Raw genomic sequence first — 25,426 nt, forward strand, 5'->3', positions numbered from 1 at the left:
TCCTAAGCTTGTTTATCCGGGATGCCTGCGCCACCCACCATTTCAGCCGGGCGCGGGTCATTCCCCACGCCCTGTCCTCAGACCAGCGGAAATAGAAGGTGACGTCAGCGGCCATTTCCTGCCAGGTTGTCAGGGCTTCCAGGTCAAAAAACTGAGCAGATACTCCTCACACTTACGGAAGTCGAGAAAATCCATCGGCTGCAGTACGCTTTCACGCGTACCGGAAACCAGCGCAATAAGCAGGCGCATCGCCGCGAGCGACGTTGACGCAGCCTGTTTCTCGTAAAACTGCTCAGCCTGGCTTAGCGTGGGTGCTTTCAGCTCCAGCTGCGTATAAGTGGTCTTCTCCGCAGCATCATCCAGCGCTACGGTTAATGGAATGGTTTTAACGCGTTCAATCTCAGCCATCTTAGTTCTCCGTTACGTCGCGGCCTTCCCAGCGAACATCAAATACTGCATCTTCGCTTTCCACTTCCTGGACGTTGACCGTCCAGAGTGAACGGCCAATGATAGTTTTCCCGTTAGCCAGCTCGGCGATCACGTTGACGTTCGTCTGCTGGTTAAAGCCCTGCACATTCGTTCCGCCACTGTCACGCAGTCGGGCAGAAATGTATGGCGCCACAGGTTTTTCCTTATATCCGTGCACACCATCCATCCCTGTCAGGGTGGTACGGTTTACGGTGGCAGCCTGGTATTTAAACGAGCCCTCCACCATTACCGTCACACCGTTAACAGTGACATAGGCGGTTCCCGCCAGGCGGTTAGTAGTATCACCTGCCATCGTTTAAGCTCCTGTTGATTCAGCCCGAGTGCGGAACTGATTGAGCAGCGCGAAAATGCGCAACTGGTTCATGAGGGTTCCCGGCCACAGCACATCGACGCGGTTCGGATTTTTGGCGTTCTGCTCGACGATGATATTTTTTGCGAATGCCTCCGCATCCTGCGCATAACCGTTCCATACCAGAGTCTGGTACTCGGCAATCTGATCGGCCTTGATAATGTTTGGCGTGACGATCGCCGCGCCAGGTGCAAATCGGGTTCCATCCGCAGCAAGCTTCATACGGCCAAACTTGCTGGTCACCGCTGTGCGCAGGTAGCGGGTCACAAACATCAGGCTGAACAGCGTCTCCACTTCCAGATAACTGTCATCTGCATCGCCATAGCTGTTTTTCTGGTAGGTGGTGATCAGGTTTTCAATGCGCACCGTGCCATCGTCATCGACCGTAAATGTCGAAATGCCGCTGTACAGCAGATTGTTACGCTCGGTCAGCTCAAAGCGATCCTGCAGTTCTGGCGCAAGCACCCCCTGAACAGCGAGCGACTGTAGCGGGCGGCCGGGGTCATTACGCAGACTCACCGCAGCTGCGCCGGTGTAAGCTGCAGACCATGCCCAGGAAGGGGACGGCGATTTATTTACGCCCAGCAGGGTCTCATGCTGGTTATTGCGCAGCTCACCTTTGGTACCGAGCTGGGCGTAAGTCCCGGTGGTGGTACCAAAGGAATGGCCATAAAGCTGCTTGTCCCATGCCCAGCGACCGCCAGTGTCTGACAGGAACTCCTTCATCACATTCAACGAGGTTGTATCGTCGTAAGGGTTGATGATGAAATCGAATGTCCGATCCTGCAGGTTTGCCAGCGCGCCGGTAATATCCGGAGCCCCGACTCCGTTAGACATAGCAGTAATCGTCAGTTCCAGGCCTGCAGGTGTGGACTCGCCTCCAGGTAAGCCGAGGAAGTTCAGGCGAATGTCGATCCCATTACCCGTAGCACCAAGATTCTTCGCGGTCAGGGTTACGGTATCCGTAGTCGCACTGGCGGTTACAGGTAGCGTGGTTTTTGCGTTAATCGCCGCGGCCAGAGAGGTGGCGATCGCTGCCACCGTATCTGTTGCTACAACGGTCAACTGAATGCGCTCACCAGCAATATAAAGGGAGATCACTCCGGTTGCCGTCGGTGCGCTGCTCACTTTAATGGTGCCGGTTGCAGCCACCATGGAATCGGAGTCTTCCTCCAGCGGCAGGATCCAGACTTCGGCTGCGGTATCATTTTTCTGATACGCCGCCATCATGGCCTGCAGAATTCCCCCTTTTCCTGTCAGCTCACCGACGGTATCCGAAGAGGAAACTCGCTGCGGAATACCAGGGAGGGTTGAGCCGGTACTGAGCATCCCACCGATAAGCAGGGTGCGCTGCGTGGCAGTGGCGTTATTCGCCATTGAGTTATCAAACTCAACGAAGAAAAGCCCTACCCGCAGGTTATCGGGAACACGAGCGAAAGGTACGGTCATTCATTTTCTCCCGCTTTTTTAGGTAATGATTGTTTCTCTGGCGCGCCCTCATCCTTTTTAGAGAGGATCACGTCCCCATCGCTCAGACGGCGACGCCAGAAAATATTGTCAGGTACTTCAGCACCCTCTTTAGGCAATGGGATGCCCTTGACGGGGCAGCGAACGCTGAGCCCGTTGTTCGGCTTAACAAACATGGATTACTCCTGAAGATTGAGGCTGATACCCGGTTTAACTGTGCCGTCTGGCATATCGACCGCAATATCCATGCCCTCAAGGGGAACCGACTGGACAGGATAAAAATCTTCCGGCCCCTGGTAATGCTCTATGTCGATCTCGAAAAGAAGCTGCCCCATATGGGCCTCTCCTTCTGAATCAACATTGATGGTTGAACGAACTTCCGCGTATTTCTGAATATTCCGCGTCAGTTCGTAGCTGTTGATCACCGCGCGCTCCACCTGCTCGCGAAGGCTTTCAAGCGCCAGCTCTGCCCGCATGGCTCCATCATCCACTGTATCGCCGTCATACTCCTGAACGCGCCCAGTGATCCTGACAGTGGTGAGGGTGGTAAAAGCAGGGGTATTACGCCCCTGTGATTTTTTCTGTTCAAAAGGCGTCTGAACCAACAACACAGGATACATATCTGGTGAAGTTGACCAGTCGCGTGGAGAGAATACGCGGTCGCCCGCGCTGGTTGTCCCGGTTAGTGCAGTGACAACCATTTGCCGTATCGCTGCTGAATTCATCGCGGTTTTACCACATTGAGGACAAGACGAGATCCGCCATGACTGTCGGGTTCGACGTTTGACACAACAAATAACTGATTGATGATGTGACCACCGACCGTCTTTATAAATACCCGGTCAGATACAGCAGGTTGCGATTTACCCAGCTTGCGAAATTCAGCATCGCGCACACCCAACATCGGGCTGGAGGTGTTAATTTCTGAATCGCCATCAAGGTTTTCAGCAACCTGCGCATAACCACGGTCAAAAATCCCGTTAATTGTAAAAGGAGTACCGTTACGTGGACGGTACTCGTGCTCATCGCCAAAGACATCATGCAGCGGACTCAGAAGATGAGAATCCCAGTCCACGCCCATGTCATTACCCTGTCGTAACTGAAACTGATGGCTGAGAAGCAAGAACTCGCTTACGAAGCACATCAACATCAGCAATAACGCCGGACTGCAGAAGACGCTCAGCATCTTTGCCGGTTACAGGGATGCGCATATTTTCGCGGTACATCTCCCCGTCATGACGAATGCAATTCCCTTTCAACACCACATACTCCTGCGATTCAGTGTCTCCGGATTTTTCGTCACCACCATCGTCATCAACAGACAATTCGGCATCATCTGTTTTGCTCAAAGGCTGTTTTTCCTGGGTGTTATCGCCAGCATTCAGGTTGTCAACGCTCAGGCCGTCTTTGGCAGATCCTTCTGCATTCAGATCATCAGCCAGCCCGGTATTAGGTTGTTTTGCCATATCAGACCACCGTTGCGCAGAGGGATGCATTTACCCGGCTCGGAATAACCAGCGGGGAGGATTGCATCAGGATAAGACGCTGGGCTGGATCTTCTTTCACCCAGGATTTTGGCGCATAAGCCAGCGGACCGTAGTTGAAAGCCGGGTCCAGGATAACGCCAAAGGCGCGGGTACCCATCAGATCGGCACCACTCATAATGACAGCGCCATCGGGGATCATAGGCTTCTCGACGTTGTCCAGCGGGTCAATAAACCAGTCGTTATATAACCAGAGGTCAAAGTTACCCCAGCGCCCTTTATAAATTGCGCCCTTCATTACCTGTGGGCCGGCGTTAATCTGGTTACCAAACGGGCTCAGCGCCGGGAATGTAATGGCGTTATCCTTGATGGTGGTATCCAGTCGGAATGCACGCCATGACTTATTCGTAAAGACCAGATCCGTGGCGACAGAGCCGGACTCTTTCAGGAAAGTAGTCTGCCAGATTTCAATGTCATCTGATGGCTGGGTATTGGTAGCGCCAGCTGCAACGGTCAGTGGCCATTTATCCGAGCCGCTAAGAGTGATGGTCAGATCCGAAGCACGCCCGAAATCCACCACCTTAGTTTCATAGCCCTCCCCGGCGACGGTTACGGTCCCAGACACCAGCGCACTCGCCGCCATCCATTCCAGACGACGGTTGATCATGTCAATCTGGTCAGTCATTTCAAACTGAAGGTTCAGCATTTCGCGCTCGGCAGCGGTATATTCCCCGCCAATACGCTCACCAATCTGGCGGCGGATAGGTTTGCGCAGGTCCGGAGCGCGCTTATCTTTGATGTATGCCGGTTTGAAGGTATTGGTCTGGTATTTACGGGATTCGACCAGCTTACCTTCCACCAGCGGGGAGACGAACGGCGCCATACGACGCAGGCCGACATCAACATCAATCGCCACTTCTTCAGTCTCGTAAGTCACGACATTCGGGAAGAAGCGATCGAGCAGCCAGTTCTGACTGGTTTTCAGGTTAGGAACAACCTGCACCAGCACGCTGGTATCAAAAATATTTTCCATATTCAGTCTCTTGATAGTGCCAGCCGCAGCTGGCAAAAAATTTAAACGAGCCAGCCCCTGCCGGTTAAAGCATTCGTCAGGAGAGCCGTGGGGGAAATCAGGAGGTGGTTACAGGTGCCTGGTCACTGTCTTTCAGGAAGATAGCCAGCGGTCGGAGCGCTTTTTTCAGGTCAGCGGTCGTCCAGGAGTTATCAAAAATAATTCGGTGCTGGTTGAATTCCCCCATCAGATACAGGCCGCCGTTCTGATCGGAAGACGATGCATCAACATCATCAACCAGAATAGCAACGGGTAACTGACTGCCATCTTCAGCCGTTTTCACACATTGCGTGTATTTCCCGCTGGCAGCCACCAGGCCCAGGACAGTACCACGCTTAAAGGCACCGCCCGTAATGATCCCGGTGTCAGTCACCAGCTGGAGCGTGCCAGCGACAAGCTGATCCGGAACAAACAGCGCGCTCTTCATGCCAGGCGCAAACGCATTCTGACCAAACTGATCCATTATTTCTCTCCTCTTGTGGAGTTGTAGAGGCCGGTCATTTTACTTACCAGCGCAGACTTTCCGGTCTCTTTCTGTCCGCTATCCGGATTAAGCCGGACCTGGTGGCTTTCCTGCATACGCTGATCGAGAGAGCGTTTACGGGATGGCTGAGATGCGGCTGCGGCCGGAGCCGAAGAGGCTAGGACATTAATTGCTGCCGCAGAACTCATCCCGGTATTGAAAGCCAGTGACGCGGCCAGTGAAGGATTCGCAGCTGCATGCTTACTGCCGAAAATACGGGCGCAGCGTTTACGCTCAGCAGCGCGTGCATTTTTTACCGCCTTACTCTCTTTGCGATCGTCGTCGCCGTCGTCTTCAGAATCATCATCTTCTGACGCATCCGGATCATCGCCGTCATCTTCAGCATCATCGTCGCGTTCGTCTTCTTCCGCGTCGTCGTCGCGCTCATCATCATCGGCATCATCTTCGCGCTCGTCCTCTTCCGCGCGACGAGCTTTCGCTTTTTTGGCTTTTTTATCCTCTTCTTCCTCAGAAGCGGAAGGGCCAAGACCAATGAGGTGAGCAAAACTAAACGTCTTTTTCTTTGCCATTTCAGGCTCCTGTTTTTTCAAGTAAGTTTTTGAACGCAGCGTCAGGAGGACACACCTCATCAGCCAGTCCAATTTCAACGCCATCAGCAGCCATAAAACAGGCGGCCTGGGTACTTTTTATAACCTTTGCGCTAATCCCCCGGTTTCTGGCAACAGTGTTCACAAACAATTCGCCCATGGTGTTAATGTCCTGCTGGATGGCGGCCAGAGCTTCATCTGACAACTCTCTCAGCGGCGAACCTTCAGCCTTGCGGGATCCATAGGTGATGATCGTAACTTTAAGACCGTCATCTTTAATCCGCTGCGTCCAGTCAAGGTGCATGGTGATCACACCCACAGAACCCACTCCGCCGGTGCGCGGAACAGAAATCCGGTCCGCTGCACTGGCAATGGCATACGCAGCGGAATAAGCGCTTTCCGTCAGAATGGCATGGATAGGCTTTTTCCCCCGGGAGCCGTAAATGACATCAACCAGATCGAAGCATCCAGCGACCTCGCCGCCGGGTGAGTCGATATCCAGGCAAATGCCCGAAATGTCGGGATCTTCCATCGCAGTAAGAAACGCCTGACGAATGCCGTCATACCCTGTCATTCCACTGTACGGACGCAGACTGCCCAGTTTTTGCACCAGCGTTCCGCATATCGGGATGACGGCGACACCCAGCACATTGTCATAACCCGGATCACTACGGGATTCACGTCCCCGGTTATCGTCATATCCGTACCAGTCATCCTCCATGGCAAGAGAAGATTCGATTTTACTGATACCAAATCGGTCCATTACGGATGCCATGATGACTTCGGCTTTACTCGGGTGCAGCGCCAGCGGGGTGTTAAATAATCGCTGGGCCAGATGGGGTAGATTCACTTTTCCTCCGGATCGGTAATGGTCTGGCTCGCAAACTGGTCAGCCTGTGCCCAGCTCGGAAGCGGTAATCCGCGTTTAAGACATGACTCAATTTCTCTCTGGCGCTGATCAAGCACTTCTTCCCAGTCTTCACCGACGTTTTCACCCACCTCAATCTCGAGGGTGGAAAGTCCGGCATCCAGACCAAGAATGGCGCCTTTTTTCTCTGCAACCGGATCCACCCAGCCGCGCCCTGGCCCCATCCAGCGCGCGCGAGAATACGCGGCTCTGGCGTCAACAAAATCAGGTGCGCCTGCGGGCAGGGGTAAATCCTCATTGTCGTGAACTTCTTCAACAAAGGCGGTGAGAATGGGCTGAGCGAAGCCGGTAGAAAAATCGTCCCGGCGGCGAGTCAGTGTTTTCCATGCCTCCAGCAACGAGGAGCGTGCAGAACTGTAGTTAACGTCAGACCAGTCCTGGGTGACCTGCTGTGGGGACAACCCTGTTCCTGAAGAAAAATTACGGAGAACAGCAGATTCGAAGACTTCAAAATTGCTGTAGGGCCGCGCCGCGTTAACCGTCGTGATTTTCTCACCAGGATAAAGAATGGGCATTCGGGCACCATTCTGAAGTGTCAGACGCCGATCGTTATGGAACTCAACACGCCCGTCCTGATAAGTGCCTAACTCCGACTCGTCATAGGTCTCGCCCAGGGCAGACTGAACCATCGCAGGGTCATAGGGTGACTCAATGTAAGCGGCAAATATGGCATTAAGAATTGCTGCCTCAAGCTCACTCTGGTCATACTTCACCAGCATTTTCAGACGCTGAATAACCGGAGTCAGGATGCCGTTACCACGGTGCTGCGCGCCACGCTCATGATCAAAATCGTGAACCACATGCGGGCGGCCCCAGTCAGTTTCACGCGGGATACGCTGCCACGTCATGGTTTTAGCCCCGCTCCACCAGTCACCGATATGGGCCTCCCTGATGTGGTAAGCAACCGGCGCACCGTCCGCATCAATTTCAACGCCACCACGGACATTTGGCATATCGAAATTCTGCTGAGGATTACTGAGGCGGTCAGGATCGACAATCTGTACCGTGGTGGCGTAACGCCCTCTTCCGGGACCAAGCCTGTCAGTTCTGTACTGGAGAATGGCCAGAGCATCCCCGTCAATAAGCTTGTGACGAAATCCCAGGCGTAACATCTGCGACACGGTGAGTTTTCGTTCAACATCACAATACCGGCCAGGATCGTTACTCCAGGTCCGCCAGTGCCCGTCCAGTGCTTTTCCGTACTCTTCCGCCCAGGACGCATCAAACGCCTTGTTTCCGGTGATCATTCTGAGAACACGGTAATCGGGTTTCATGATGGGGCGGAAGTTGGCACCAACCGCATTATCCAGCAGACGTGTGACCGCACCGTTTGCCCAGCCGTCATTACGGACCAGATCGCGTGCGCGGGACACGATGCGATCCCGGTAAATGTTAATTTCATTGTCCGGGGACCACAGCGCGGGTTGCCAGTTCGCCAGTTGATCGCTGAAAGAGTCAGCTGCGTCATAAGGTACGCGGCTCCCCCCCACCAGCATAGAGGGACGCTGCTGTCGCAACGGCTGCCCATCAGAGCCCAGTATCTGTACTTTATTCATCAGAATCTAAACCTCGCTGGTTTCCGGGGACGAGAGATAATCCCCAGTTGCGCCTGCAGAAGTTGAATCAGGGCCAGCAGATCAGCCAGGGTGCTTTGCTGATAGGACACTGATCGCGTCCCGTCTCCCTGCGTATAGGAAAACGAAACACCGTGGCTCCCGGTTGCTAAATCAATGTACGCCTGCTGAGCTTTCGCAAGCGCATCCCTGAGCTGATCGTCAGTCATTGCGCCGGCAAGCAGGCTGGTGTTCCGGTTGAACATGATTTTCCTTATTTCGGCAGGAGTTGCGATATTCGCTTACGTTTGACCGGCGCTGGTTCTTCAATAACCGCACCCGGCAGCTCGTAATTGATTTTTTCTTCCTGTCCAACTGGCGCTGGCAGGAACTTATCCGGATCGGCTTCGAGGTTGGCGGCCCGGACGTTGAGTTTTAACCCCATATGTTTGAGACCGCACAGCGCGGCATAGCTGTAAACGAGGCAGTCAAGCGCTTCGTTAGCTCGTCCTGGTATTGCTTCCCAGATACTGTACCGCTGCCCGGAAATGACTTTGTAAACCAGTCGCTCCGCCAGCAGCTGATTGAAGTACCCGAGATCGCGATCGTCAGGAAAATGCATATAACCCGCAGCGGCGGCGCCAGGTTTGGGTGGCTCAAGATGCAGGCGACCGCGTATCACGTCTTTCGCTGAGTTAACCCCCAGAATGACAGGGCGGAAACTGGCTTTGCTTTTCGATGATGGTCGTTTGGTCGGCCAGACAGGATTGCGTTTGCCTCCCTGTGCAGACTCCCCCTTAATTGCCCAGACACGACGGCCAAGACGCTCTTTGGCGAATTCGTATACCTTCTGCGTATGGTGGCCGCCGGAGTCCATGCACGTTGCCATGATATTCAGGCCGCGCCCGTCACCACGTCGCCAGATCTGTTTCAGGTATGCATCCAGTCGCTTCCAGGGTTCTTCCGTCTCAAGGTCACCATAAATAACGTCATGCGCGACCGACCACGATTCTTCATCTCTCCCCCAGCCGGTGATCGTAATTTCGAAGCGATCGTCCTGGGTATCAACTCCAGCTGTTAACAATGCCACCCCGTCCGGAACGACGGCCGGAAATATTTCCCGGCGCGCCAGCAGAACATCAACAGGGAGCTGTTTCCCATGATTAGGTCGGTGCGGAAGCCCCATCTGGGTATTCCACCACGCCTGTTCCTTATCCGGATCGCCCTTCGCATCGATATATTTTTTCGCAATATCCGACGGCTTATCTTTTTGCCAGGGGCTGAAAAGCTTGGATGCCTGGTACCCCGCGTGGTGGTTATCGACTGCCTCCTTTCCACAGGAGGGGCAGATTGCGCGATAGACCGCATGCCGTTCCGACTCTGACCATTGCCAGACCTTTTCAACGCTGCCCTCGTCTGCCGCCCGCCAGGCAAGGTCATAATCCATCAGCGGTGAGTGCCGCTCCCCGCAGCACTCAAATGGGCGCGTCTGATGCCATCGAATAGTGTGCAGAGCTCTGAGGCGCTGTCCTTCGGACCAGCCACTACCACAGCATTCGCAATAGAGCATCGCCGATTTAGTCAGGTGTTTATCTCCCTCTTTCGGCCACTGAACGTGTTTGAAAAAGTCGGGGAACTGGCGGTGGCCACAGTGCGGGCAAACCACAGATGCCCGGCGCTGATCGGAGTCGGCGTAGCTGTCAGCAATGCGGCTCTCATCCTCCACCGTCGGCGAACAGGCGCGTACAGACAGCCAGGTCAGGCCAAATGTCGCTGTACGCTCTTCGGCCAGCGCAATTGGATCGCCTTCGCGGGTTATCGGGTACTTGTCCACTTCATCCGCCAGCAGGACACGAATCGGACGACGCGCAAGGTTATCAGGGCTACCAGCACCCGCCAGCGCCAGAAATCCGCCAGTGAACGCCTTGTAAAGAATGGTTTCTTTCGAGCTTTTCTGTTTCGAATCACCGATGATTTTACGCAGTACCGGCGTCACCCTTACCAGCGGGCTAATACGCTCTTTCGAAAACTGTTCAGCGGCTTCTTCTTTCGGCTGCAGCAGCAGTATCGGACAAGGATCGAGGTGGGCAAAATAGCCAAAAAGGTTTTCCAGCAGTGCTGTCTTCATCAACTGGGTACAGCACATTACAGTGATGATATGAACCCCGGACTCCGTCGCGGCAAGCATCGGTCCGCGGGCAATTTCTACCGTCGATGTTTCCCAGTTTCCCGAAGTGCTCCCAGCCTCTTTTGCCAGCTTACGATAGTCATCTGCCCACTGCGGCACACTGATACGCGGCGGGGGTGTCCAGCCTTTGCGGACGCTTAATTCAAGACGCTCAATCTTCTGCCGGGTTAAACTCTGGCTCTCCGAGGACTGAGATGTGTTTGTGGACATGTTCAATCAGCACCTCTGTCATCCTGTCCGCCGGTACATCCAGATCAGCAGCCATTAGCGGCGCCACCCTGGACGGCCAGTTAAGCCAGGCATCACGCTGTTGGCGAAAGGCGTTGAATAAAACCTCCTCGGCTGCTGTCAGCTCAATAAGCTGGCCGCTGTCTTTTTCATACTGCAGCTTTGCCTGCAGGGCCATGTAATTCTCGCGGATACGTCCCGCTTCCTCTCTCGAAAGATCTGCCCCTTCAGTGAGCATTATCTGGCGGACAGTTTTATTGATTTCATCACCGTCATCATCGTTATCGCTAACGACGGGAGTTTTCTTTTTCTTCGCGTTCGAGGCGCGCGGGTCTTTGCCATCGCGGTTTTTCTTCAATGCCGCATCGCTGGCCTCTACGTCAATCAGGTCTCCGTCCATCACAATGAAGCGCCCGGCTTTAATCCACCGACCAATTGTTTTGCGATCCACACCTGAATGTTGTGCGTACTGACTCTGGTTCATCGTGGTCATGGGACATCACCTGGGACATTTTCTGGGGTGGGACATTCGCCTGGGACATTTTTGCCATGTCCCACCAGAATGTCCCACTGGAATAAACTGGAATAGCCAGAGCTGGCGAGGTGTCCGTAATGATCGCCAGAGGTGGGACATGGGACACAAATCTGAAAGTTGTAGCTAGGAAAACACCGCGGCGCGCAATGCCCGTACCTTACAAAAGTCTCAGGAAGGACCCATTTTTTTAATGGCTTCGACCATTCGCTCCGACTATGATTATTCCTATTCAATACAAGGAGAATGTAATGGGTAACAATATAATCAAAATAACTTTCGTAGCCGCAGTGCTGGCATCACCAATTGCTCATGCCCAGTGGGTGACTAATACTGAAGATGACCTTTTCTCTGGTGGTAAGAAAGCAATGATGCTTGGCGAAGTTTCATCCGACAATGGCGCCATTGTGTTTGACTGCACTAAAGAAAAGCTATCGGCGGCATACGTTGAAATGGATAAAAGCACCGAATCACTATCAGAGGTACCAATGGACCTGATAATGAAGGTCGACGGGAATACCGCAGTGAAGCTCGATGCTACCCTTTCAAGACGTAATGTTCAGAGCCTCCAGATTCAATCGGATGACGCGGACCAACTAAAAACAGTGCTTAAGCAGCTTCAGGGGGCGAAATCCAAAGTGTTAGTTGGTGTGCAAACAAAGGATGGCGGAAACCAGCATTCCATGTCAGCCAATGTTTCTGGATCGACAACTGCAGTAAACAGCTTCATAAAAGCTTGCGAAATTAACTTATAAGTTACTGCTTTTATTTTGCCGTCCTGATGGCTTCTGCTATCGCCTGATTTAAAGCAGACGGTAGCAGTGCGTTCGCCATGGTACGGGCCCTATCCATATACCCCAGCACTGGAGTCACAGGTAGCGCATCACCAAACCGGATCAAAAGCTTTGGAGAACGCTGTTTACGTTTCGGCCTTCGCGTCCCATTAGCGGAGCGCTTGGCCCGTCGCTTCTTAGCTTTCATCGGCTTCTTACGCTGCCAGACAGCGTTAATGCCATCCACCTCACCTACGAATACATTTTCCTTTGCTTTAAGCTGTGAGAGCTTATTGCGCGGCATGTTGCCGTATTTGTTCAGTTTGACGTTCTTGGGGTTCAAAAGAGCCTGGCTATTGAGCTTGTGCTCTCCACCAAACTCGAATGGTTCCAGATAGCCAGCCGCAGTATCACGGACAAAAACCTTTGCGGTCAGGTTGTTCTTTCTCGCAGCAACCGAACCAACTGATTTAACAGTAAACGGTGTAGGGCTCTCCAGATGACGTTCAAACGCTGTTTTCTGTGCCGTCTCTATCTGGCGTACAACTTTGGTCATAGCCTGAGCTGTCGCAAATGGAATTTGCTTTTGCATTTGATTCAACTGCTGAATAAGGTTCTTAAGAGCAGCCATAATTTCTTCCCCATGCAGAAACAAAAAACCGCCCGGAGGCGGTTACAGTGTTTTATATGGCTTAGGCTTGGGATCGCAATGCTGGATGTGGGACTTAATCACATCATCGCTTGGCTTATTCCCATGGCAGCCAACCAGATAAATTTCATCACCCAGTTGATATTCGAAAACCTCAAACTCTGCATCCTCGAAGATCGGGGTACCCCCAGAGCTTTTAAGAAGTCGAAATGTCTGATCAGGAGCCTTAATAACGGGACTGTAACCCTCAAGATCCCAAACATCGCCTTCCCATCCAGCACCAAACAAAATTATTGTCAGCATATTAACCTCTCATCACCGGAACGAATTAATTATACCAACAACAAAATAACCTATGCAAATCAGTTAATTATGTCAACCACAATGAAATCGCAATTATTTTTCCATTATCAAGCCCACCCGTAGATGGGCTTTGTAATGGATAGCCGTTGCTCAGTTCTCGTAATGCTTTGATTTTTCCGATAACGCAGTTTTGCGTTTGCCATCAGCACGCGATATCGAGAGTCAACTGCAGTTGCTCGCGCCAGTACTCAACATTTGCTTCAATAACCGGCTTATCCCATCGCCAGCGAGCCATCTCTCTTGCCCCATTGCTGGCTTTTGATTTCCGGTCATCGCGAATGCGACATGCTTGCTCATATTTCTGCTGCTCAGTCAGTTCACCGCGAAGCAGACTATCAATGTGCAGGTCGCACCATACGGAGAATTTCGGATCGCACCATCTTGCAAAGGCAACTGATAACTTTGGATGCAGCCATGTTCCGCCGCCCCTGTCCTTTCGTGCCTTGCTTGTTTTTACATACCCGGAATCACGGGTATGTAGAATTTTCGATGGCTCACCTGAATAAACCTCATCCATAGCTCTAACGTATTCGAGAGTTTCAGCGTTGGACAACCAGTGATCCAGACGTTTCCCGAAACGTTTTGCAATATCAGTGGCATTAATCCAGCCATCAGTATTGAAGCGGATAGGTTCGCCTTTGTAATTTAGTGGAACGATATTCATAGCGTCTTACCTTTTAGAAAGATGAGCCTGTTCGCACAGAAAAGCCGCCCCGAGATGGTCGCCACCATATACGGCAGTTCTCAGGCTCAGCTTTCTGAAAGACTCGGGATTGTTACGCGCTGCGATGCGCGGTTTACTGCAGATGTAAAAAAGCCCCGCATAGGCGAGGCTGGAATCAGACAGGGGGGATTAAGACTGGATATTCCAAATCATTGCGTTACCGTTATGATTTTCAATGATTTTTGCCAGTGGTGCTCCACCAAAAGAATGCATGTAGCTGTGATGTATAGTCAAAACCAAATCTTGAAGTACTTGATCACTTTCAAGTTCGGTAACATTCAACCCAATTTTCTGCGCCTTATCAAAATGAATATGACGCGAGTGGGTATAGGTTGTGTGATGGTTGTTTAACTCTGAACAAACATGTGTTGCTTTTGATTCTGCCTCAGGATCATTATCAAACATGCCTGTCATAAGCCAATGCTTAACAATCTCATTTGCCCATTTGATTGCTTTCTCACACTCGCCGATGATCGTCGGGTTTAGCTTTTGAAGAATGAACTGCCACATCTGAACAGCTGCGGGATTTTGAAAAATTTCCGTCTGCGCACGATTCCATTCTTCAATGATGGCATGGGTGGAGAAACCGTTGAACTGAGGATCAATTGGGCCAATGTTGGACTGTTTACCCATGATGATTTCATTGGCACAACATGCAAGCATAGTTCCGCAGGACATTGAAATCATAGGAACAATTGCTCTGATGTTAGTTCCAAACTTCGACCTTAAGTAATGCCCGATTGATTCCAAAGCGGCAATATCACCACCTGGAGTATGAAGTATCAAATCCAACCCTTTTGATACATCTAAACCATTGATGGCTGTCATCAACCCGTTCTTATCATCATCAGTCATCTGAGTAAGATGGCGTACTTCTGCACCACCATGCTGTAACCACCCTGAGTAATATGTGATTACATTTCTTCCAGTATGATTCGAAAGTTGAGATAAGTATTTACGGCGAACCTCATCCATAGGACTTTTATGGGCGAGAGCCGTTATCTCGCCCAGTACGTCGCTCCAATTAGGCATAAATCAGTACGTGTAAAGTTGATGACTTGTAGTTTGGTTTTGCTTCGATTGTGTAGCGGTACCTTGTGAGTACCAAACACCTGTGTTTCCACTCGTACTAGTTTGCTGTGCCATTACACGAGAAGCGAAGTTGTTAACAGTTTCACCAGTCAACATTTCTGCCGGTTTGATATTGTAAACATCGTAGAACTCAGCTGGGGTCATAATGATAGCTCCTTTTATAGCGCTACATATAGTGCCTGTGCCAAGGGGGACATACTATATGTGCCATTGTTGTCATATCTAAATGTGCAAAAAGCCTCAAAAGAGGCTTGAAAAAGATGCAAAAATACTATCTATGACGTGACTATAGCTACTTACCCACAGTTTATACAAGCCAAAAATGCTAAATTCAGATAATCCTATTCGCTGAAAAACTACACAAAAGCTACGTTCATCTTGTCATTAGATAACGTCAGTAACTTTCACTGGATCTAAGCCATTGGTGAAAAAGCTAATTGCATGATGAAGCACTGTAATGTAGCAGTTGAGGTTGTTAAATGAGAATCACCCTAACAATGTCAACGGACATTATTCATTTTCGTAACTTCTCAATCTCTCGTATACCCGCCAGGTTATTGTTGCCCTTCTCAATAACAGCCAGCAAAGGTTCAATCCAGAGGACGGCCTGGCAATACGTCATTGAGCTGGCGGCAGCGGTACTATCATCGGTTGCGTTAGTGTTCCCGGTATCGGGGTGCATTGCGCTGGCACGTAAACGGTACGCGTATTTGAGCAGCCCACCAGCGACATCAGCAGGAACAGGCAGATCACAGGTCTTTTCACGTCGGAGAATCTCCCGGTATTCGATGACAGTTTTCTCAGTACCGGCATCGATCAGCGAGTTAAGGCGGTTGGCGTTCTCTGCTATCTGGTTAAACCGATTGAAGTTGAAAGCCTGTGTAGTTATCACCGTCGCCTGCAGCGCGTTATCATTACGTAATACCCGATTCTCACTCTGTTCTGTTTCAAGAGCTGAGCGGCTACGAACCAGTAATACGCTAAGCACTGCAATAATGATTACGACAGCCACCAGCAGAACCGCAACAATCGTAATTTTTCTGGGTTTCATCAGAATACCCCCGGAACTGATACCGGAATGCCAGGGTTAAGCGGCCCGAGTCCATCCCCCAGAACCTGAGGTTTCTCTGCCCACAGGCAAACTTCACGCTCAATCTCACGCCTCGTGATTAAACCCTTCCACTGTTTGTCACCAGCATAGATCCAGCGCCGCAGTTGTTCGCATGCGCCTTTCGAATCACCCTGGTTGATTTTTCGTAACAGTGTGGAGGTTTTGAAGTTTCCCGCGCCTACGTTATACGCAAATGAGTACAGCGCCCCTCTCATCGTTTCGGGGATCGGAGCATTGATATATGGGTTAATCTGTCGGGCGACAATATTCAGGTCTTTATCCAGCAGCGCCTGGCACTCTGCTTTGGTGTAGGTCTTGCCGAGGATAATATCTTTACCAGTATGGCCCCAGCATACAGTCCACACTCCAACAACATCCCGATAAGGCTGATAGCGTACACCTTCAAGGCCATCATTACCCGTTGGGCCAGTAATCAACGCCGCAGCGATAGCAATAGCGCCAGCGGGTATCGCTGCAATAACGCTATTCTTCAGCTTTGGTGGCATAGCCATTGCGCCGATCCTCCCGTTCTTTCCAGCGGAAATACCAGTTCACTGCACAGGTAATAACAGTGCATGCGATACCGACAATAATTGCCCAGTCGCTCAGGCTTAACCCCGCAATTCTGTCGGCCAACATCCAGGACACCTCTTTTGCTGTTTTAGCTGTTTCGGCATATGCCTTCGCTGATACACCGCAGCCGGTCAGCGTGGTTCCTGTTCCATATGAAAGTCTGCTGTAAATGGTGCTCATTCTGGTCATAGCCTCACCTCCGATTTTTCGGATGGCGCTGTGTGTGTGTGTTTGAAAAGGGTCAGGCTTCACGGGCTGGATTTATCAACAAAGCACGTAGCGGATGATTCCCGTGAGCCTGAAATTGATGAATATGTCTGAAATAACTAGACCATTAGTAAAACAACTCGATAAATGTGGTTAAATGAGACTACGTTCTCACAACTTAATTAGTACCAATGATTATCAAGCCCTGCCCCTACTGCGGAAAGTTAATTAACCCAGAATCACTTGTGTGTAGCCACTGCCGGATAGTGAATCCTTTTGTGAAGGCCAGCAGAAGAGAAAAAGCGAAGAATGTATTAGTAATCGCTCTCGTTGCTGCTTTTTTAATTTGGATGATTCTCTGAGTTGCCAGTTTTCAATGAAGATAATGCGGGCAAAAAAAGCCTGCTCGGACGAACAGGCATGAAAAATAACAATACCGTCAAGGAGGTGGCGCCGGGTGCCTCCCGGTGAGCATGTCCCAGTCGACATGGCCCGCGCTGCATTTACAGATCACTGTAAGTGACTGGTCGCCCCTCCGCATAGGGGGATTCACCACACTAAAAATTTAACATCTGATGAAACTCGTTTCAATGCTCTACGACGATGTGACAGGGGTATTGATGCAATGCAAATAGACCTACTCTCGGAGCAAGGATAACAACTTTTCCGTACTCTCTTCTGTAAGTTCGAAGTGGATCAATTCTTCGCCATTCTTGAGAATGTAGAGTTCTTTACTCCCTTTATCATCAGTAGTGATATCAAGGGCATAAATATCAGGCTTGCATAGCGTAATGCCGCCTGTCGTAACTAGCGTCTTATTAACGAGGTGACTCATGGGGATACTCTCCGAACTGGATTCTTTACTGGAAAAAATCCCACTGTGGAAAAGGTTAAAAACAGTACCCGACGAAGTGGATCGTCTCAAACAGCAGGTCGCCGAGCTTGAGGCATACATCAAATCCAGCGGTGGGGAGAAATGCCCCAGATGCTCACAGATGAGCTATAGCCTTGACCGAACCGTAGATGACCCCGATTTCATTGGGCTGGGAGTTCAGAGAGACTATTACAAATGCTCCAGCTGTGGGTACGAAACCTTTAAACAGCGCTGAGATTGCAGAAACGACAAAGCCCAAGGCGTTAACCTCGGGCTTGTATTTTTGCTCACTTTCGAGCCGTTACGTTGCTTTTAAAGACTGCCGCTGTCTAACTGCTTTTTACTGATGGCTTGCCGACCAACTTTTTTCAAACTTCATGCCGCCACTTAAAGTTAAGGCAGCATATCAAAGTAGACTCAAATATGACGCATTTAATCCAGTTTTGCAAGACTTGAGTCTAAATTTGTCGCCTTTTGTTGTGAACGTGATCGCGTTACCTGCAAAAGAGAATCGCTATCAAGGCGCCGCAAGGTGGTTTTCATCTCCTCCCACCGTTCTGTAAACGTTTCTGACCAGTTCTTCGGGGTCACTCCGACCATGGCGGCAAGCTTTTGGTATTCATACGTCTCACGCCCTGCCAGCTCTGCTTTCACGTCCTGAGCCGCGAGCCAGACAAGCTTCTTCAGGCGCTCCATCGTTTTGCCGGCCACCTTCTTCGCGCCGAGCTGCTCCCGGAACTCTGCCCACGCCCATTGAGTGATTTCCACCTGATAGCACCAGCGCACGTTCTCGCTATAGTTCCATAGCAGCCACGCTTTCTGGTGTTCTTCGAGTGACATCAGTGCGCGGCGCCACGATGCGCTGGAGTATTCAACCGGCTGCACCAGGGGAATATGCGAACCCTTGGCATGCGACTGCTTGCCCGGTATTGGCGGGTTATCCAGCGTAATCATTTCCCCGGTCACTTCATCCAGCACTCGAGGCTTTTTACGTTTAAACGTTCCCGTATCGAACTGCGCGTTTTCAAGCCACGCCATCAACTGCCCTTTCGTCGCACCACTTAAATCGGCGGTGGCCACCATCAACTGCTGGCGCACGTATTCGAGAAATTGAGTATTCATACTGCACCGCCTATGGTTTTGATGTAGTTCTTCAGTATCCGGTAGTCCGTTAGCACAGAGCCGGGAAAGTGGTATAAGCGAAGCCGCTGCCAGCGAACGCGGAGGTGATCGGAAAAACAGGATTCAAATGTCATACGGCCTCCAGCCCGGTGATTGTCAGTTCCAGCTTTCCACCTTTGGTAACGGGCATCTTCACAACGCGATAATCAACGACCTGAGCATCGTCCAGCCAGAAACCTGCTTTGGTGAGTGCGTCAAAAGCGGCCTTTTGCAGATTATCCAGGTCACGGCGACGGCGATCCGGCATGTGGCACTCAATGCGGATTTTCACAGGCATAGCCAGACCGATATCCAGCATTGCGTTTTTAATGATTCGGGCGACGTTATCGCGGTATGCCTGCCCTTCTGCGCTGATGTGCGTGCGCCCGCGATTATGGCGGTAGTAGCGGTTATTGCTCGGCGGCCAGGGCAATGTGATGTTGTAAGTATTCACGCCTTGATTACCCCCTCTTTCAGCCAGATAACCTGCGTTCTCGCCATACCTTCCAGCGCGCATTCTTTAGCATACTCAGCATCGACAAAATGTGTACGGCGGTCGATCTCGTCGTGACAGGCAGAGCATGCAATGGTGGCAATCAGATCAGGCGGTTTGATTCCGGTGCCACATAACCCGGCCAGGCGAATGTGCGCCAGTACAGACGTTTCCGGGTTACCGTTGCAGACGCCGGGAATTCGAACCTGACAATCACGACCACGAGCCTCTTTGCGTAAATTTGCCATGCTCACCCCCACGCCTTGCTTTGCCATACCCGGCTCGGGCGAGGCGCGTTATCGCCTTCCGGCAATTGCGCGCTGACGGTCCAGGTGATGTTGTCGCGATTCAGGCTGCGCTCTGTCTTTACACCGCGCGCCCGGTATTTCTCCACCAGCTCGTCGGCCTGATCGGTTGTGCATTCGTGATGGTGGAACCAGGAATATTTCATCGCCATCACCCCGCAAAGCTCATGAGCTGCGATGCGGCGTTTTCCGCTTCTCGCTGAGTCTTGAATGCCCGGGACAATACCCAGCGCCACAGAACATCGAGCGCGGCTTTGTACAGTTGCTGGAACTCGGTTTCGTCCATGTTAGCGAAGGCAATACTGCGGGGATGTTTGCGAAGTGTTCCGTCAGGAAGCTGAATAGCGTCATAGTGACCAGACTCGACAATTACCCAGGCACGGTACGCGTCAAAGGATTTACACAGGCTGATCCCATTGGTAATTCGGCGACTGGCTACCTGCTCCAGATACCGCTCGGCAGCATCCAGAAGTGCACCTTCGTTTCCACCAAATGCCGCGAGGAATTTAGCGTACCCGGTCACCAATTTTCGTTCGTTGGAAGAGATCGCCCCTCCAGTGGGTTCCCAATATTCAAACCCGAGATTCAGGAGCGCAAAGAAACGGCGATGGAATGCGGGATTCCTCACCTGCCGGAACTCGGCCACCAGCACGGCGCCGAGTTTGATTTTTGATTGCAGAATATCGCTGGTCTCCGGCGTCGCGGGGATCAGGATTCCTGAGGACTGCTTGATGAGTTGTAGTTCGTGCGCCATGGTTCCCCCGTGGCGCATCAAGTTGTCAGTTGTTCAGGCTGACACTGACATTATGTACAGCTGATAATGGAAAATCAAATGTTGCTTTTAGCTGAACTGATTAATATTTGTAGCGGTTTTCAGGAAGAAATGCGTATTCGTAAGTGAAGTTGAACGCCTCACTTTCAGTGTTAAATCGGCGCTCGGTGATATCACTCCAGTGTCCCCTGAAATACTTCTGAGCCCCCCACTTTCCCTCGAATGGGAATACAGCATACGCACCGACATACCGGTTATCAGCATGCGGATCTGGATATGACTCGCGTTCTGCCAGAACGTAAAACTTGATGCCGCTTACAATGAGGCAGCCCATCACTTCTTCTCGTTCTGCGCGGCCATATCCAGGTATCGCGGGTCGGATGATTTCGGTAGAGTCAGGCTTTGCTCTCGGTAGTAACGAACTCGCTCCATGAAGTATTCACGCAGATGATCTGGCTGCTCACGAGCTACCTGCTCAGCGATAACCGGCATGTTCAGGCGCTCTTTGTACGCTACGCCACTGGCAGCCAGGTCCACGTTAGCCTTGTCCTGCTCTTCTTTCGATTTTGCTGCGATATTAAAATGTGACATTAATCTGCTGTTCTCCCTCTTTTTTTCCTCGTTTCGTAAGGAGACCTGTAACCATCTACAGGGGCCACATCATCAGCCTCAAAGCGCTTAGCGTTTGCTATATCGGATTGAAGCCAGTGTTTTTTATATCGCTTCCTCGCCGCTTTGTATTTTTCGGCAGGTGTCATTTCTTCGTTTGACATAAAAAATCCCCTTGAGTTATGGAGGGGATTATAGGTCAGGCCGCGATTTGTTTCGACTGGCATAGTTCCGGCAGGTTAGCCCTCACCAGTGCTACAGCGAACGGGGGCACAGCCAAAAATAAAAACCACCTAACCTGGTTGAAATTCGTTCAATTTTATTTGCAGGTAAATTGCACTACATCACCCTGAGACATTTGAAAGAATCGGTAATCACCATCTCCACGTCTTTGTATAATATTGCCCTCTTTAGTCGCACCAGATGGGTATGTCTTTCCTTCCGGTTTTTCTGGCCTAATCTTGCTTGTGGTGTAAGAAATGGTCCCAAAGTTAACTGTTATTGAATTTCCGATGTCAGTTATATTTGCCTTTACTTCGCCGGATTTTACTTCATTTGAGGTCATACTCCTTGCTATTCCAGAGCATACATATTCCTTTGCTTCAACGGCATGGGGCATAAGAAAGCCAATTCCTAACAACGTGATCGCCAAATATTTCACTTTATCTTCTCCTTGATGAGTCCCCCTCGATACTTTGGGAGGGATTATACAAAAGAAAAGTGTGGTCATGGCTATTTTTGGTAATGTTATTCGATGATAATTCACTTTATTTTTTAAATCATAATGCTATATTTCTTTCACCCCTTGCTTGCAAGGTACAACGGAGGGTTGGCCGAGTGGTTGATGGCACCTCACTGATAATGAGGCGTACGGGCTATAAACCCGTACCGCGGGTTCGAACCCCGCACCCTATTTAAGGGGTCGACAAATGTCGGCCCCTTCTTCGTTTTATACATCAAATTTGGCTCTACCCGCACCGCATTCCTACCTGCTAAAACTTCATCAATCACCTGCCATTGCGTAGCCGAGATTACCGCCGTCGCTTTGTGCTGCTGCTTTTATGAGTATTTCCTGTATCTCGTGCAGACGATCGAGTGATACAGGACCGTTCACCGGGTGGTTGTTAATTGTCATGGTTAGTCCTTCACAAAGATAATCCAATGGGTTTTGTCGTTCTTCCCAGTACGCTGACCAATTGCAGGTTTCACGTCAGTAAGAGCTAAAATCTGGCTAACCGGGATCTGCGTTTCGTTCCATTTGAAAATAAGCACGCCGCGCGGCCACAGCACCCGAAACGCTTCTTTGAAACCGGCGCGTAAGTCAGAGCGCCACGTTTTTTTTGTTCAGTCGCCCGTATTTTTTACCCATCCAGGCAGACTGGCCCACGCGCTCGAGGTGCGGCGGGTCAAACACCACAACCGGAAAAGAAGAATCAGCGAACGGCAGTGAACGAAAGTCTGAAATCAGGTCTGGACTGATAACCAGGCGGCGACCGTCGCACAGTTCGTGCTCTTCGGCGCGAATATCAGTGAACACGGCGCGGGTGTCCTGCTTGTTGAACCAGAACATGCGGGAGCCGCAGCACATATCAAGAATCGTCGTGTTGTCGGTCATACTGATGCTCTCCCGTAAAACGCCAGTACACGCTGCATAGCCGGACTTGTGCGGCATACGGATGTGACCATGTTTTTTCTCACTTTCGATTTGAGTTGCTTGATATTCTGCTCGCCACCGGGCTGAAGCGAATAGACCGGGCGATGCGGCTCGCCAGTGCGGATTACTACCGTTTTGCGTACTAGGTGAAGCAGCAGGTTGTGTGCCTTCTTGCAGTCGCATCCCAGCAGGCTCTGAACCTGACGAGGGGTTATGGTCTGGTTAACCCGAAGGAAATCGACGATTGCCCACAGTGATTTGCTTGCCATAGTGATTTGCCCTCGAAGTTATTTAACGATCCGGAGATGGCTAACGTTCTTGCGATAGCTGCCCCAGTCAAAGTTCACCCACATTCCGCCATCCATCTGGAGACGGTCGATAACCCGCGCACCCAACGCCACGAGAAGCTCGTCGTGGTTCAGGTTTGTCAGGATCCCCACCGGACGCATCGACGACAGGCGACGGTCGATAACCTGATTCAGAATGACTTTCTCGCCGTTACTTCCACGCTGAATACCGACTTCATCCAGCACCAGCAGATCGACTTTGCAGAGGTCATCCAGCAATGCGGCCTCTGACTGACCACCGTCGTAGCACTCGCGAACGCGTAGCATCAGGTCAGGGATAGTGACGACCAGCACGCTATGCCCGCCAGAAAGCAAATGATTTCCGATTGCTGCAGCGAGATGGTTTTTCCCGGTACCAGGGCCACCGCTAAACACGAAGCTCGCGAACCCAGCACCGAAATTCTGTGCGTAGCTCTTTGCCATCGTGAAGGCTTTGCGCTGCCCTTCCCCGGATACATGGTAATTCTCGAAAGTGCAGCTGCGGTGCAGGCTTTGAATTCCTGAGCGACCGAAAATTTTCTCTGTCCGGGCTTTCTGATTCAGCCTGTCCAGTTCTTCACACCGCTTCAGGCCTTCTTCCCTCTGCCATGCCAGCAGCTCTTCCGCGCTGGTGAACTTCGGCTGAACTCCTGGCGGAATGAGTTTCTTCAGGCGCTCAAGAGCGCTGCCAGAATTAACAATGTTTTTCACCGTTACCCCCTGAACCCGGTCGGGATGGTTTTATCTGGCTCAGAAATTCGGTTGGGATCTCGCTGTCCAACATGGACGGTCCTTTGGCCGTGACCACGCGATTGCAACAGACTGTTGGCAAAGGTCTGCTCCCAAGCCAACTGGTGTTTAACCTTGCCGTCAGGTATCCAGTAATCACGGAATTGCTGAAGTTCTTCAGCGGTGTAACCCGGCTCAGTGCCGACGTTCTTACCCCAGAGCGCAGCCTGACGCACGAAGTCTGGAGACGGGGTCCATGAGTCAGTGATCGGAAATTTACCCAATGGGCCAAAATCCAGACCGGGCCCAAAATCCTCGTTCTGAGGTTTGGGAGGGATAGCTGGCAGAGGTGGGTGATTTCCAGAAATATCATCCCCAGAATGACTTCCGCCCGCGCGTTCTCTCTCTGGGTTTAGATCTTCTCTTCTCTTCTCTTCTCTGTGGTTACGCGTTACGTTATTAGTAACGTAACGAGTAACGTTACTTTCCTGGAGTTTTTTCCGCTCACGAAACTCCTTCTGGCGCTGCGCATTTGTCTTGGCCGTAGCTGAGCGCATATCACCTGACGTATTGTATTCATTGAAGTTTGGAAGAATGACGCAGTTATTCTCCGCATCATAAATGGCCCAGCCTACGGTTGATAATGCAGCCCCAAAACCGGGTACTCCGACAATATCATCAATATCAGACAGGTCTGCATTTTCAAATACACCGTTACGCGAGTGTTCATTTGCCGCAGACCAAAACGTTACTAGTAACGACACCGTAACGTTACGGGTTACGTTACGCGTTACAACGTCTGATAACGTGGTGTTATGCGAAAGTGTGAACATTTTTCCCACCTCCGGTGAACGCTCCAGTATTCGCGCAATTCCGTTCACCTTCGGGCTGGTGACCAGTGATGTACGCATCTTTATCCAGTCCCCGGCCATTAAGTCCTCCTGAAGAATAATTAAGGGAAGATTTATCCAGTCGCGGTCCGACACGCTGGCAAAACAATTTGTGGTTAGGCATACTTACCCCGCAATGATTTCGCAATGAATTGCACCAGAAAGCCGTTGGTGTTCGCGCACCGCGGCTTTCGCCATTTTTGAACCGGTCATATAGCCCCCAGCATCATCTGCACCATCTCCATCAGTGGACCGGTTAACCCAGGGTCAACGCGATACATCTCCACGATCCCCTCGCTCAACTCTTTCAGCTTTTGATGGCGTGGCGCATCCATTGCGACGGCAATCTTCGCTTCGCTGGTTTCTTTCTCCAGCCGAGCCAGGCGGGCCATAACGTTGTCTTCTGGTAGCAGACGGTTGCGGTATTCAATCGGCAGGACCGCCAGGATTGCCGGAGTCAGCTGGCGAACGTTCTCACGGTACCGTTCGCTGTTGAAATGGTTATCCAGGAAGCGGAAAAGCTTCTGCCGCTTTCGGCAGAGATCGTCAGGGAAAGTGATGTCATAACCACCCTGCGCCCGGTACTCTTCGACGATCAGAGCAGAAACGACATCCTGACCATCTACACCCGCCCATGAACGAACGGCATTTCGAATATCTTCGTGACACGGCCCCTTATAGGTTTGAGCGCGATTTATCACCGCTTGTTGCGGTACTCCTGTATCCTGGTAAAACGTAAGTAATTGCATAGTGCTTTCCC

Annotated in this window: 38 protein-coding genes, 1 tRNA gene and 1 pseudogene; 2 read left to right on the forward strand and 38 right to left on the reverse strand. The window is 51.2% G+C overall.

Going from position 1 to position 25,426, the window contains the following annotated elements:
- Positions 1–129 precede the first annotated feature (129 nt).
- From ACU8XX_RS13955 to ACU8XX_RS14025, 15 genes are all read right to left on the reverse strand, one after another.
- Positions 130–408: a phage tail assembly protein gene (locus ACU8XX_RS13955; protein ID WP_000807719.1), complete on the reverse strand. Its 279-nt coding sequence runs from the start codon at positions 406–408 to the stop codon at positions 130–132.
- A 1-nt stretch (position 409) separates the two neighbouring features.
- Positions 410–781, reverse strand: coding sequence for a phage tail tube protein (locus ACU8XX_RS13960; protein WP_000896638.1), 372 nt, complete (start codon positions 779–781; stop codon positions 410–412).
- Between the two features lie 3 nt (positions 782–784).
- The gene (locus ACU8XX_RS13965; RefSeq protein ID WP_001568795.1) at positions 785–2,287 is read right to left on the reverse strand and encodes a phage tail sheath subtilisin-like domain-containing protein; all 1,503 of its coding nucleotides are present in this window, start codon (positions 2,285–2,287) and stop codon (positions 785–787) included.
- A complete protein-coding gene (locus ACU8XX_RS13970; protein WP_000497745.1) occupies positions 2,284–2,481 on the reverse strand; it encodes a DUF2635 domain-containing protein in 198 nt (65 codons plus the stop codon). Before ACU8XX_RS13970 ends, ACU8XX_RS13965 begins: the two co-directional genes overlap by 4 nt.
- A 3-nt stretch (positions 2,482–2,484) precedes the next feature.
- Positions 2,485–3,030 carry a hypothetical protein gene (locus ACU8XX_RS13975; protein ID WP_001083242.1) on the reverse strand — a complete coding sequence of 182 codons (546 nt, stop codon included), beginning with the start codon at positions 3,028–3,030 and terminating at the stop codon, positions 2,485–2,487.
- On the reverse strand, positions 3,027–3,386 hold the full coding sequence (locus tag ACU8XX_RS13980) for a head-tail joining protein (protein WP_000537794.1): 360 nt from the start codon (positions 3,384–3,386) through the stop codon (positions 3,027–3,029). The genes ACU8XX_RS13975 and ACU8XX_RS13980 overlap by 4 nt, the downstream gene beginning before the upstream one ends.
- Before the next feature lie 4 nt (positions 3,387–3,390).
- Positions 3,391–3,771 carry a hypothetical protein gene (locus tag ACU8XX_RS13985; protein ID WP_225380986.1) on the reverse strand — a complete coding sequence of 127 codons (381 nt, stop codon included), beginning with the start codon at positions 3,769–3,771 and terminating at the stop codon, positions 3,391–3,393.
- Position 3,772: 1 nt separating this feature from the next.
- Positions 3,773–4,822: a major capsid protein gene (locus ACU8XX_RS13990; RefSeq protein WP_001472190.1), complete on the reverse strand. Its 1,050-nt coding sequence runs from the start codon at positions 4,820–4,822 to the stop codon at positions 3,773–3,775.
- A 97-nt stretch (positions 4,823–4,919) separates the two neighbouring features.
- On the reverse strand, positions 4,920–5,324 hold the full coding sequence (locus tag ACU8XX_RS13995; RefSeq protein WP_001472189.1) for a head decoration protein: 405 nt from the start codon (positions 5,322–5,324) through the stop codon (positions 4,920–4,922).
- Positions 5,324–5,914: a hypothetical protein gene (locus ACU8XX_RS14000; RefSeq protein WP_001472856.1), complete on the reverse strand. Its 591-nt coding sequence runs from the start codon at positions 5,912–5,914 to the stop codon at positions 5,324–5,326. The genes ACU8XX_RS13995 and ACU8XX_RS14000 overlap by 1 nt, the downstream gene beginning before the upstream one ends.
- 1 nt (position 5,915) lies before the next feature.
- Positions 5,916–6,782 carry a S49 family peptidase gene (locus ACU8XX_RS14005; protein WP_001052909.1) on the reverse strand — a complete coding sequence of 289 codons (867 nt, stop codon included), beginning with the start codon at positions 6,780–6,782 and terminating at the stop codon, positions 5,916–5,918.
- The gene (locus ACU8XX_RS14010; protein WP_001045359.1) at positions 6,779–8,416 is read right to left on the reverse strand and encodes a phage portal protein; all 1,638 of its coding nucleotides are present in this window, start codon (positions 8,414–8,416) and stop codon (positions 6,779–6,781) included. The genes ACU8XX_RS14005 and ACU8XX_RS14010 overlap by 4 nt, the downstream gene beginning before the upstream one ends.
- Positions 8,416–8,679 (reverse strand): gpW family head-tail joining protein, encoded by a 264-nt coding sequence (gpW, locus tag ACU8XX_RS14015; protein ID WP_000483309.1) that lies wholly within the window; start codon positions 8,677–8,679, stop codon positions 8,416–8,418. The genes ACU8XX_RS14010 and gpW overlap by 1 nt, the downstream gene beginning before the upstream one ends.
- Positions 8,680–8,687: 8 nt before the next feature.
- Complete coding sequence (locus ACU8XX_RS14020; RefSeq protein WP_001515591.1) at positions 8,688–10,811, reverse strand: phage terminase large subunit family protein; 2,124 nt, start codon at positions 10,809–10,811, stop codon at positions 8,688–8,690.
- A complete protein-coding gene (locus ACU8XX_RS14025; protein ID WP_000210383.1) occupies positions 10,753–11,322 on the reverse strand; it encodes a hypothetical protein in 570 nt (189 codons plus the stop codon). The genes ACU8XX_RS14020 and ACU8XX_RS14025 overlap by 59 nt, the downstream gene beginning before the upstream one ends.
- A 290-nt stretch (positions 11,323–11,612) precedes the next feature.
- On the opposite strand from ACU8XX_RS14025, the gene ACU8XX_RS14030 reads away from it, so the two are divergent.
- Positions 11,613–12,116 carry a hypothetical protein gene (locus ACU8XX_RS14030; protein ID WP_001472855.1) on the forward strand — a complete coding sequence of 168 codons (504 nt, stop codon included), beginning with the start codon at positions 11,613–11,615 and terminating at the stop codon, positions 12,114–12,116.
- Between the two features lie 10 nt (positions 12,117–12,126).
- Here the strand turns inward: ACU8XX_RS14030 and ACU8XX_RS14035 are convergent, their stop codons facing one another.
- From ACU8XX_RS14035 to ACU8XX_RS14115, 17 genes are all read right to left on the reverse strand, one after another.
- On the reverse strand, positions 12,127–12,765 hold the full coding sequence (locus ACU8XX_RS14035; RefSeq protein WP_016241762.1) for a hypothetical protein: 639 nt from the start codon (positions 12,763–12,765) through the stop codon (positions 12,127–12,129).
- A gap of 42 nt (positions 12,766–12,807) precedes the next feature.
- Positions 12,808–13,086, reverse strand: a complete 279-nt coding sequence (locus tag ACU8XX_RS14040) for a hypothetical protein (RefSeq protein WP_074404517.1) — start codon at positions 13,084–13,086, stop codon at positions 12,808–12,810.
- A 202-nt stretch (positions 13,087–13,288) separates the two neighbouring features.
- Positions 13,289–13,810, reverse strand: a complete 522-nt coding sequence (locus ACU8XX_RS14045; RefSeq protein ID WP_097463816.1) for a KilA-N domain-containing protein — start codon at positions 13,808–13,810, stop codon at positions 13,289–13,291.
- Between the two features lie 189 nt (positions 13,811–13,999).
- Positions 14,000–14,902 (reverse strand): SDH family Clp fold serine proteinase, encoded by a 903-nt coding sequence (locus ACU8XX_RS14050; protein ID WP_001568787.1) that lies wholly within the window; start codon positions 14,900–14,902, stop codon positions 14,000–14,002.
- 574 nt (positions 14,903–15,476) lie between these two features.
- The gene (locus ACU8XX_RS14055; RefSeq protein ID WP_001568785.1) at positions 15,477–16,013 is read right to left on the reverse strand and encodes a hypothetical protein; all 537 of its coding nucleotides are present in this window, start codon (positions 16,011–16,013) and stop codon (positions 15,477–15,479) included.
- Positions 16,013–16,579 carry a lysozyme gene (locus tag ACU8XX_RS14060; protein ID WP_024192364.1) on the reverse strand — a complete coding sequence of 189 codons (567 nt, stop codon included), beginning with the start codon at positions 16,577–16,579 and terminating at the stop codon, positions 16,013–16,015. Before ACU8XX_RS14060 ends, ACU8XX_RS14055 begins: the two co-directional genes overlap by 1 nt.
- Complete coding sequence (locus ACU8XX_RS14065; RefSeq protein ID WP_001568784.1) at positions 16,557–16,835, reverse strand: phage holin; 279 nt, start codon at positions 16,833–16,835, stop codon at positions 16,557–16,559. Before ACU8XX_RS14065 ends, ACU8XX_RS14060 begins: the two co-directional genes overlap by 23 nt.
- 1,324 nt (positions 16,836–18,159) lie before the next feature.
- Complete coding sequence (locus ACU8XX_RS14070; protein ID WP_119913172.1) at positions 18,160–18,849, reverse strand: bacteriophage antitermination protein Q; 690 nt, start codon at positions 18,847–18,849, stop codon at positions 18,160–18,162.
- Positions 18,846–18,983 (reverse strand): YlcG family protein, encoded by a 138-nt coding sequence (locus ACU8XX_RS14075; protein WP_016245902.1) that lies wholly within the window; start codon positions 18,981–18,983, stop codon positions 18,846–18,848. The genes ACU8XX_RS14070 and ACU8XX_RS14075 overlap by 4 nt, the downstream gene beginning before the upstream one ends.
- Positions 18,980–19,342 carry a crossover junction endodeoxyribonuclease RusA gene (gene rusA / locus ACU8XX_RS14080; RefSeq protein WP_001472176.1) on the reverse strand — a complete coding sequence of 121 codons (363 nt, stop codon included), beginning with the start codon at positions 19,340–19,342 and terminating at the stop codon, positions 18,980–18,982. Before rusA ends, ACU8XX_RS14075 begins: the two co-directional genes overlap by 4 nt.
- On the reverse strand, positions 19,339–19,629 hold the full coding sequence (locus tag ACU8XX_RS14085; protein ID WP_001472175.1) for a DUF1364 domain-containing protein: 291 nt from the start codon (positions 19,627–19,629) through the stop codon (positions 19,339–19,341). The genes rusA and ACU8XX_RS14085 overlap by 4 nt, the downstream gene beginning before the upstream one ends.
- Before the next feature lie 2 nt (positions 19,630–19,631).
- On the reverse strand, positions 19,632–19,838 hold the full coding sequence (locus tag ACU8XX_RS14090; protein WP_039022272.1) for a hypothetical protein: 207 nt from the start codon (positions 19,836–19,838) through the stop codon (positions 19,632–19,634).
- Positions 19,838–20,440, reverse strand: coding sequence for a DUF1367 family protein (locus ACU8XX_RS14095; protein WP_039022273.1), 603 nt, complete (start codon positions 20,438–20,440; stop codon positions 19,838–19,840). The genes ACU8XX_RS14090 and ACU8XX_RS14095 overlap by 1 nt, the downstream gene beginning before the upstream one ends.
- 100 nt (positions 20,441–20,540) lie before the next feature.
- A complete protein-coding gene (locus ACU8XX_RS14100) occupies positions 20,541–20,792 on the reverse strand; it encodes a hypothetical protein (RefSeq protein ID WP_039022274.1) in 252 nt (83 codons plus the stop codon).
- On the reverse strand, positions 20,792–21,049 hold the full coding sequence (locus ACU8XX_RS14105; RefSeq protein ID WP_061360100.1) for a DNA polymerase III subunit theta: 258 nt from the start codon (positions 21,047–21,049) through the stop codon (positions 20,792–20,794). The genes ACU8XX_RS14100 and ACU8XX_RS14105 overlap by 1 nt, the downstream gene beginning before the upstream one ends.
- Entirely contained in the window at positions 21,049–21,231 is a 183-nt protein-coding gene (locus tag ACU8XX_RS14110; protein ID WP_039022276.1) for a hypothetical protein, read from the reverse strand. The genes ACU8XX_RS14105 and ACU8XX_RS14110 overlap by 1 nt, the downstream gene beginning before the upstream one ends.
- A gap of 155 nt (positions 21,232–21,386) precedes the next feature.
- On the reverse strand, positions 21,387–21,728 hold the full coding sequence (locus tag ACU8XX_RS14115; protein WP_039022277.1) for a hypothetical protein: 342 nt from the start codon (positions 21,726–21,728) through the stop codon (positions 21,387–21,389).
- Between the two features lie 162 nt (positions 21,729–21,890).
- On the opposite strand from ACU8XX_RS14115, the gene ACU8XX_RS14120 reads away from it, so the two are divergent.
- Positions 21,891–21,982: transfer RNA gene (locus ACU8XX_RS14120), tRNA-Ile, on the forward strand.
- A gap of 88 nt (positions 21,983–22,070) precedes the next feature.
- Here ACU8XX_RS14120 and ACU8XX_RS14125 read toward each other — a convergent pair.
- The 6 genes and pseudogenes from ACU8XX_RS14125 to ACU8XX_RS14150 form a co-directional block, all read right to left on the reverse strand.
- Positions 22,071–22,202: a hypothetical protein gene (locus tag ACU8XX_RS14125; protein ID WP_262221437.1), complete on the reverse strand. Its 132-nt coding sequence runs from the start codon at positions 22,200–22,202 to the stop codon at positions 22,071–22,073.
- 2 nt (positions 22,203–22,204) lie between these two features.
- Positions 22,205–22,682, reverse strand: a pseudogene (locus tag ACU8XX_RS14130) (class I SAM-dependent methyltransferase).
- Positions 22,679–22,990 (reverse strand): hypothetical protein, encoded by a 312-nt coding sequence (locus ACU8XX_RS14135; RefSeq protein WP_039022278.1) that lies wholly within the window; start codon positions 22,988–22,990, stop codon positions 22,679–22,681. The pseudogene ACU8XX_RS14130 and the gene ACU8XX_RS14135 overlap by 4 nt, the downstream one beginning before the upstream one ends.
- 18 nt (positions 22,991–23,008) lie before the next feature.
- The gene (locus ACU8XX_RS14140; protein ID WP_039022279.1) at positions 23,009–23,758 is read right to left on the reverse strand and encodes an ATP-binding protein; all 750 of its coding nucleotides are present in this window, start codon (positions 23,756–23,758) and stop codon (positions 23,009–23,011) included.
- A gap of 2 nt (positions 23,759–23,760) precedes the next feature.
- Positions 23,761–24,708, reverse strand: coding sequence for a DnaT-like ssDNA-binding domain-containing protein (locus tag ACU8XX_RS14145; RefSeq protein WP_061360102.1), 948 nt, complete (start codon positions 24,706–24,708; stop codon positions 23,761–23,763).
- 167 nt (positions 24,709–24,875) lie between these two features.
- Positions 24,876–25,415 (reverse strand): toxin YdaT domain-containing protein, encoded by a 540-nt coding sequence (locus ACU8XX_RS14150; protein ID WP_061360103.1) that lies wholly within the window; start codon positions 25,413–25,415, stop codon positions 24,876–24,878.
- Positions 25,416–25,426 lie beyond the last annotated feature (11 nt).

Source organism: Escherichia sp. MAL-1 (assembly GCF_052948035.1).

Bases quoted from the DNA above. Each gene is read 5' to 3' on its own strand.
- ACU8XX_RS13955 (WP_000807719.1), bottom strand. From the start codon at position 408: ATGGCTGAGATTGAACGCGTTAAAACCATTCCATTAACCGTAGCGCTG.
- ACU8XX_RS13960 (WP_000896638.1), bottom strand. From the start codon at position 781: ATGGCAGGTGATACTACTAACCGCCTGGCGGGAACCGCCTATGTCACT.
- ACU8XX_RS13965 (WP_001568795.1), bottom strand. From the start codon at position 2,287: ATGACCGTACCTTTCGCTCGTGTTCCCGATAACCTGCGGGTAGGGCTT.
- ACU8XX_RS13970 (WP_000497745.1), bottom strand. From the start codon at position 2,481: ATGTTTGTTAAGCCGAACAACGGGCTCAGCGTTCGCTGCCCCGTCAAG.
- ACU8XX_RS13975 (WP_001083242.1), bottom strand. From the start codon at position 3,030: ATGAATTCAGCAGCGATACGGCAAATGGTTGTCACTGCACTAACCGGG.
- ACU8XX_RS13980 (WP_000537794.1), bottom strand. From the start codon at position 3,386: ATGGGCGTGGACTGGGATTCTCATCTTCTGAGTCCGCTGCATGATGTC.
- ACU8XX_RS13985 (WP_225380986.1), bottom strand. From the start codon at position 3,771: ATGGCAAAACAACCTAATACCGGGCTGGCTGATGATCTGAATGCAGAA.
- ACU8XX_RS13990 (WP_001472190.1), bottom strand. From the start codon at position 4,822: ATGGAAAATATTTTTGATACCAGCGTGCTGGTGCAGGTTGTTCCTAAC.
- ACU8XX_RS13995 (WP_001472189.1), bottom strand. From the start codon at position 5,324: ATGGATCAGTTTGGTCAGAATGCGTTTGCGCCTGGCATGAAGAGCGCG.
- ACU8XX_RS14000 (WP_001472856.1), bottom strand. From the start codon at position 5,914: ATGGCAAAGAAAAAGACGTTTAGTTTTGCTCACCTCATTGGTCTTGGC.
- ACU8XX_RS14010 (WP_001045359.1), bottom strand. From the start codon at position 8,416: ATGAATAAAGTACAGATACTGGGCTCTGATGGGCAGCCGTTGCGACAG.
- gpW (WP_000483309.1), bottom strand. From the start codon at position 8,679: ATGTTCAACCGGAACACCAGCCTGCTTGCCGGCGCAATGACTGACGAT.
- ACU8XX_RS14020 (WP_001515591.1), bottom strand. From the start codon at position 10,811: ATGTCCACAAACACATCTCAGTCCTCGGAGAGCCAGAGTTTAACCCGG.
- ACU8XX_RS14025 (WP_000210383.1), bottom strand. From the start codon at position 11,322: ATGACCACGATGAACCAGAGTCAGTACGCACAACATTCAGGTGTGGAT.
- ACU8XX_RS14030 (WP_001472855.1), top strand. From the start codon at position 11,613: ATGGGTAACAATATAATCAAAATAACTTTCGTAGCCGCAGTGCTGGCA.
- ACU8XX_RS14035 (WP_016241762.1), bottom strand. From the start codon at position 12,765: ATGGCTGCTCTTAAGAACCTTATTCAGCAGTTGAATCAAATGCAAAAG.
- ACU8XX_RS14040 (WP_074404517.1), bottom strand. From the start codon at position 13,086: ATGCTGACAATAATTTTGTTTGGTGCTGGATGGGAAGGCGATGTTTGG.
- ACU8XX_RS14045 (WP_097463816.1), bottom strand. From the start codon at position 13,810: ATGAATATCGTTCCACTAAATTACAAAGGCGAACCTATCCGCTTCAAT.
- ACU8XX_RS14050 (WP_001568787.1), bottom strand. From the start codon at position 14,902: ATGCCTAATTGGAGCGACGTACTGGGCGAGATAACGGCTCTCGCCCAT.
- ACU8XX_RS14055 (WP_001568785.1), bottom strand. From the start codon at position 16,013: ATGAAACCCAGAAAAATTACGATTGTTGCGGTTCTGCTGGTGGCTGTC.
- ACU8XX_RS14060 (WP_024192364.1), bottom strand. From the start codon at position 16,579: ATGCCACCAAAGCTGAAGAATAGCGTTATTGCAGCGATACCCGCTGGC.
- ACU8XX_RS14065 (WP_001568784.1), bottom strand. From the start codon at position 16,835: ATGACCAGAATGAGCACCATTTACAGCAGACTTTCATATGGAACAGGA.
- ACU8XX_RS14070 (WP_119913172.1), bottom strand. From the start codon at position 18,849: ATGAATACTCAATTTCTCGAATACGTGCGCCAGCAGTTGATGGTGGCC.
- ACU8XX_RS14075 (WP_016245902.1), bottom strand. From the start codon at position 18,983: ATGACATTTGAATCCTGTTTTTCCGATCACCTCCGCGTTCGCTGGCAG.
- ACU8XX_RS14085 (WP_001472175.1), bottom strand. From the start codon at position 19,629: ATGGCAAATTTACGCAAAGAGGCTCGTGGTCGTGATTGTCAGGTTCGA.
- ACU8XX_RS14090 (WP_039022272.1), bottom strand. From the start codon at position 19,838: ATGGCGATGAAATATTCCTGGTTCCACCATCACGAATGCACAACCGAT.
- ACU8XX_RS14095 (WP_039022273.1), bottom strand. From the start codon at position 20,440: ATGGCGCACGAACTACAACTCATCAAGCAGTCCTCAGGAATCCTGATC.
- ACU8XX_RS14100 (WP_039022274.1), bottom strand. From the start codon at position 20,792: ATGGGCTGCCTCATTGTAAGCGGCATCAAGTTTTACGTTCTGGCAGAA.
- ACU8XX_RS14105 (WP_061360100.1), bottom strand. From the start codon at position 21,049: ATGTCACATTTTAATATCGCAGCAAAATCGAAAGAAGAGCAGGACAAG.
- ACU8XX_RS14110 (WP_039022276.1), bottom strand. From the start codon at position 21,231: ATGTCAAACGAAGAAATGACACCTGCCGAAAAATACAAAGCGGCGAGG.
- ACU8XX_RS14125 (WP_262221437.1), bottom strand. From the start codon at position 22,202: ATGACAATTAACAACCACCCGGTGAACGGTCCTGTATCACTCGATCGT.
- ACU8XX_RS14135 (WP_039022278.1), bottom strand. From the start codon at position 22,990: ATGGCAAGCAAATCACTGTGGGCAATCGTCGATTTCCTTCGGGTTAAC.
- ACU8XX_RS14145 (WP_061360102.1), bottom strand. From the start codon at position 24,708: ATGGCCGGGGACTGGATAAAGATGCGTACATCACTGGTCACCAGCCCG.
- ACU8XX_RS14150 (WP_061360103.1), bottom strand. From the start codon at position 25,415: ATGCAATTACTTACGTTTTACCAGGATACAGGAGTACCGCAACAAGCG.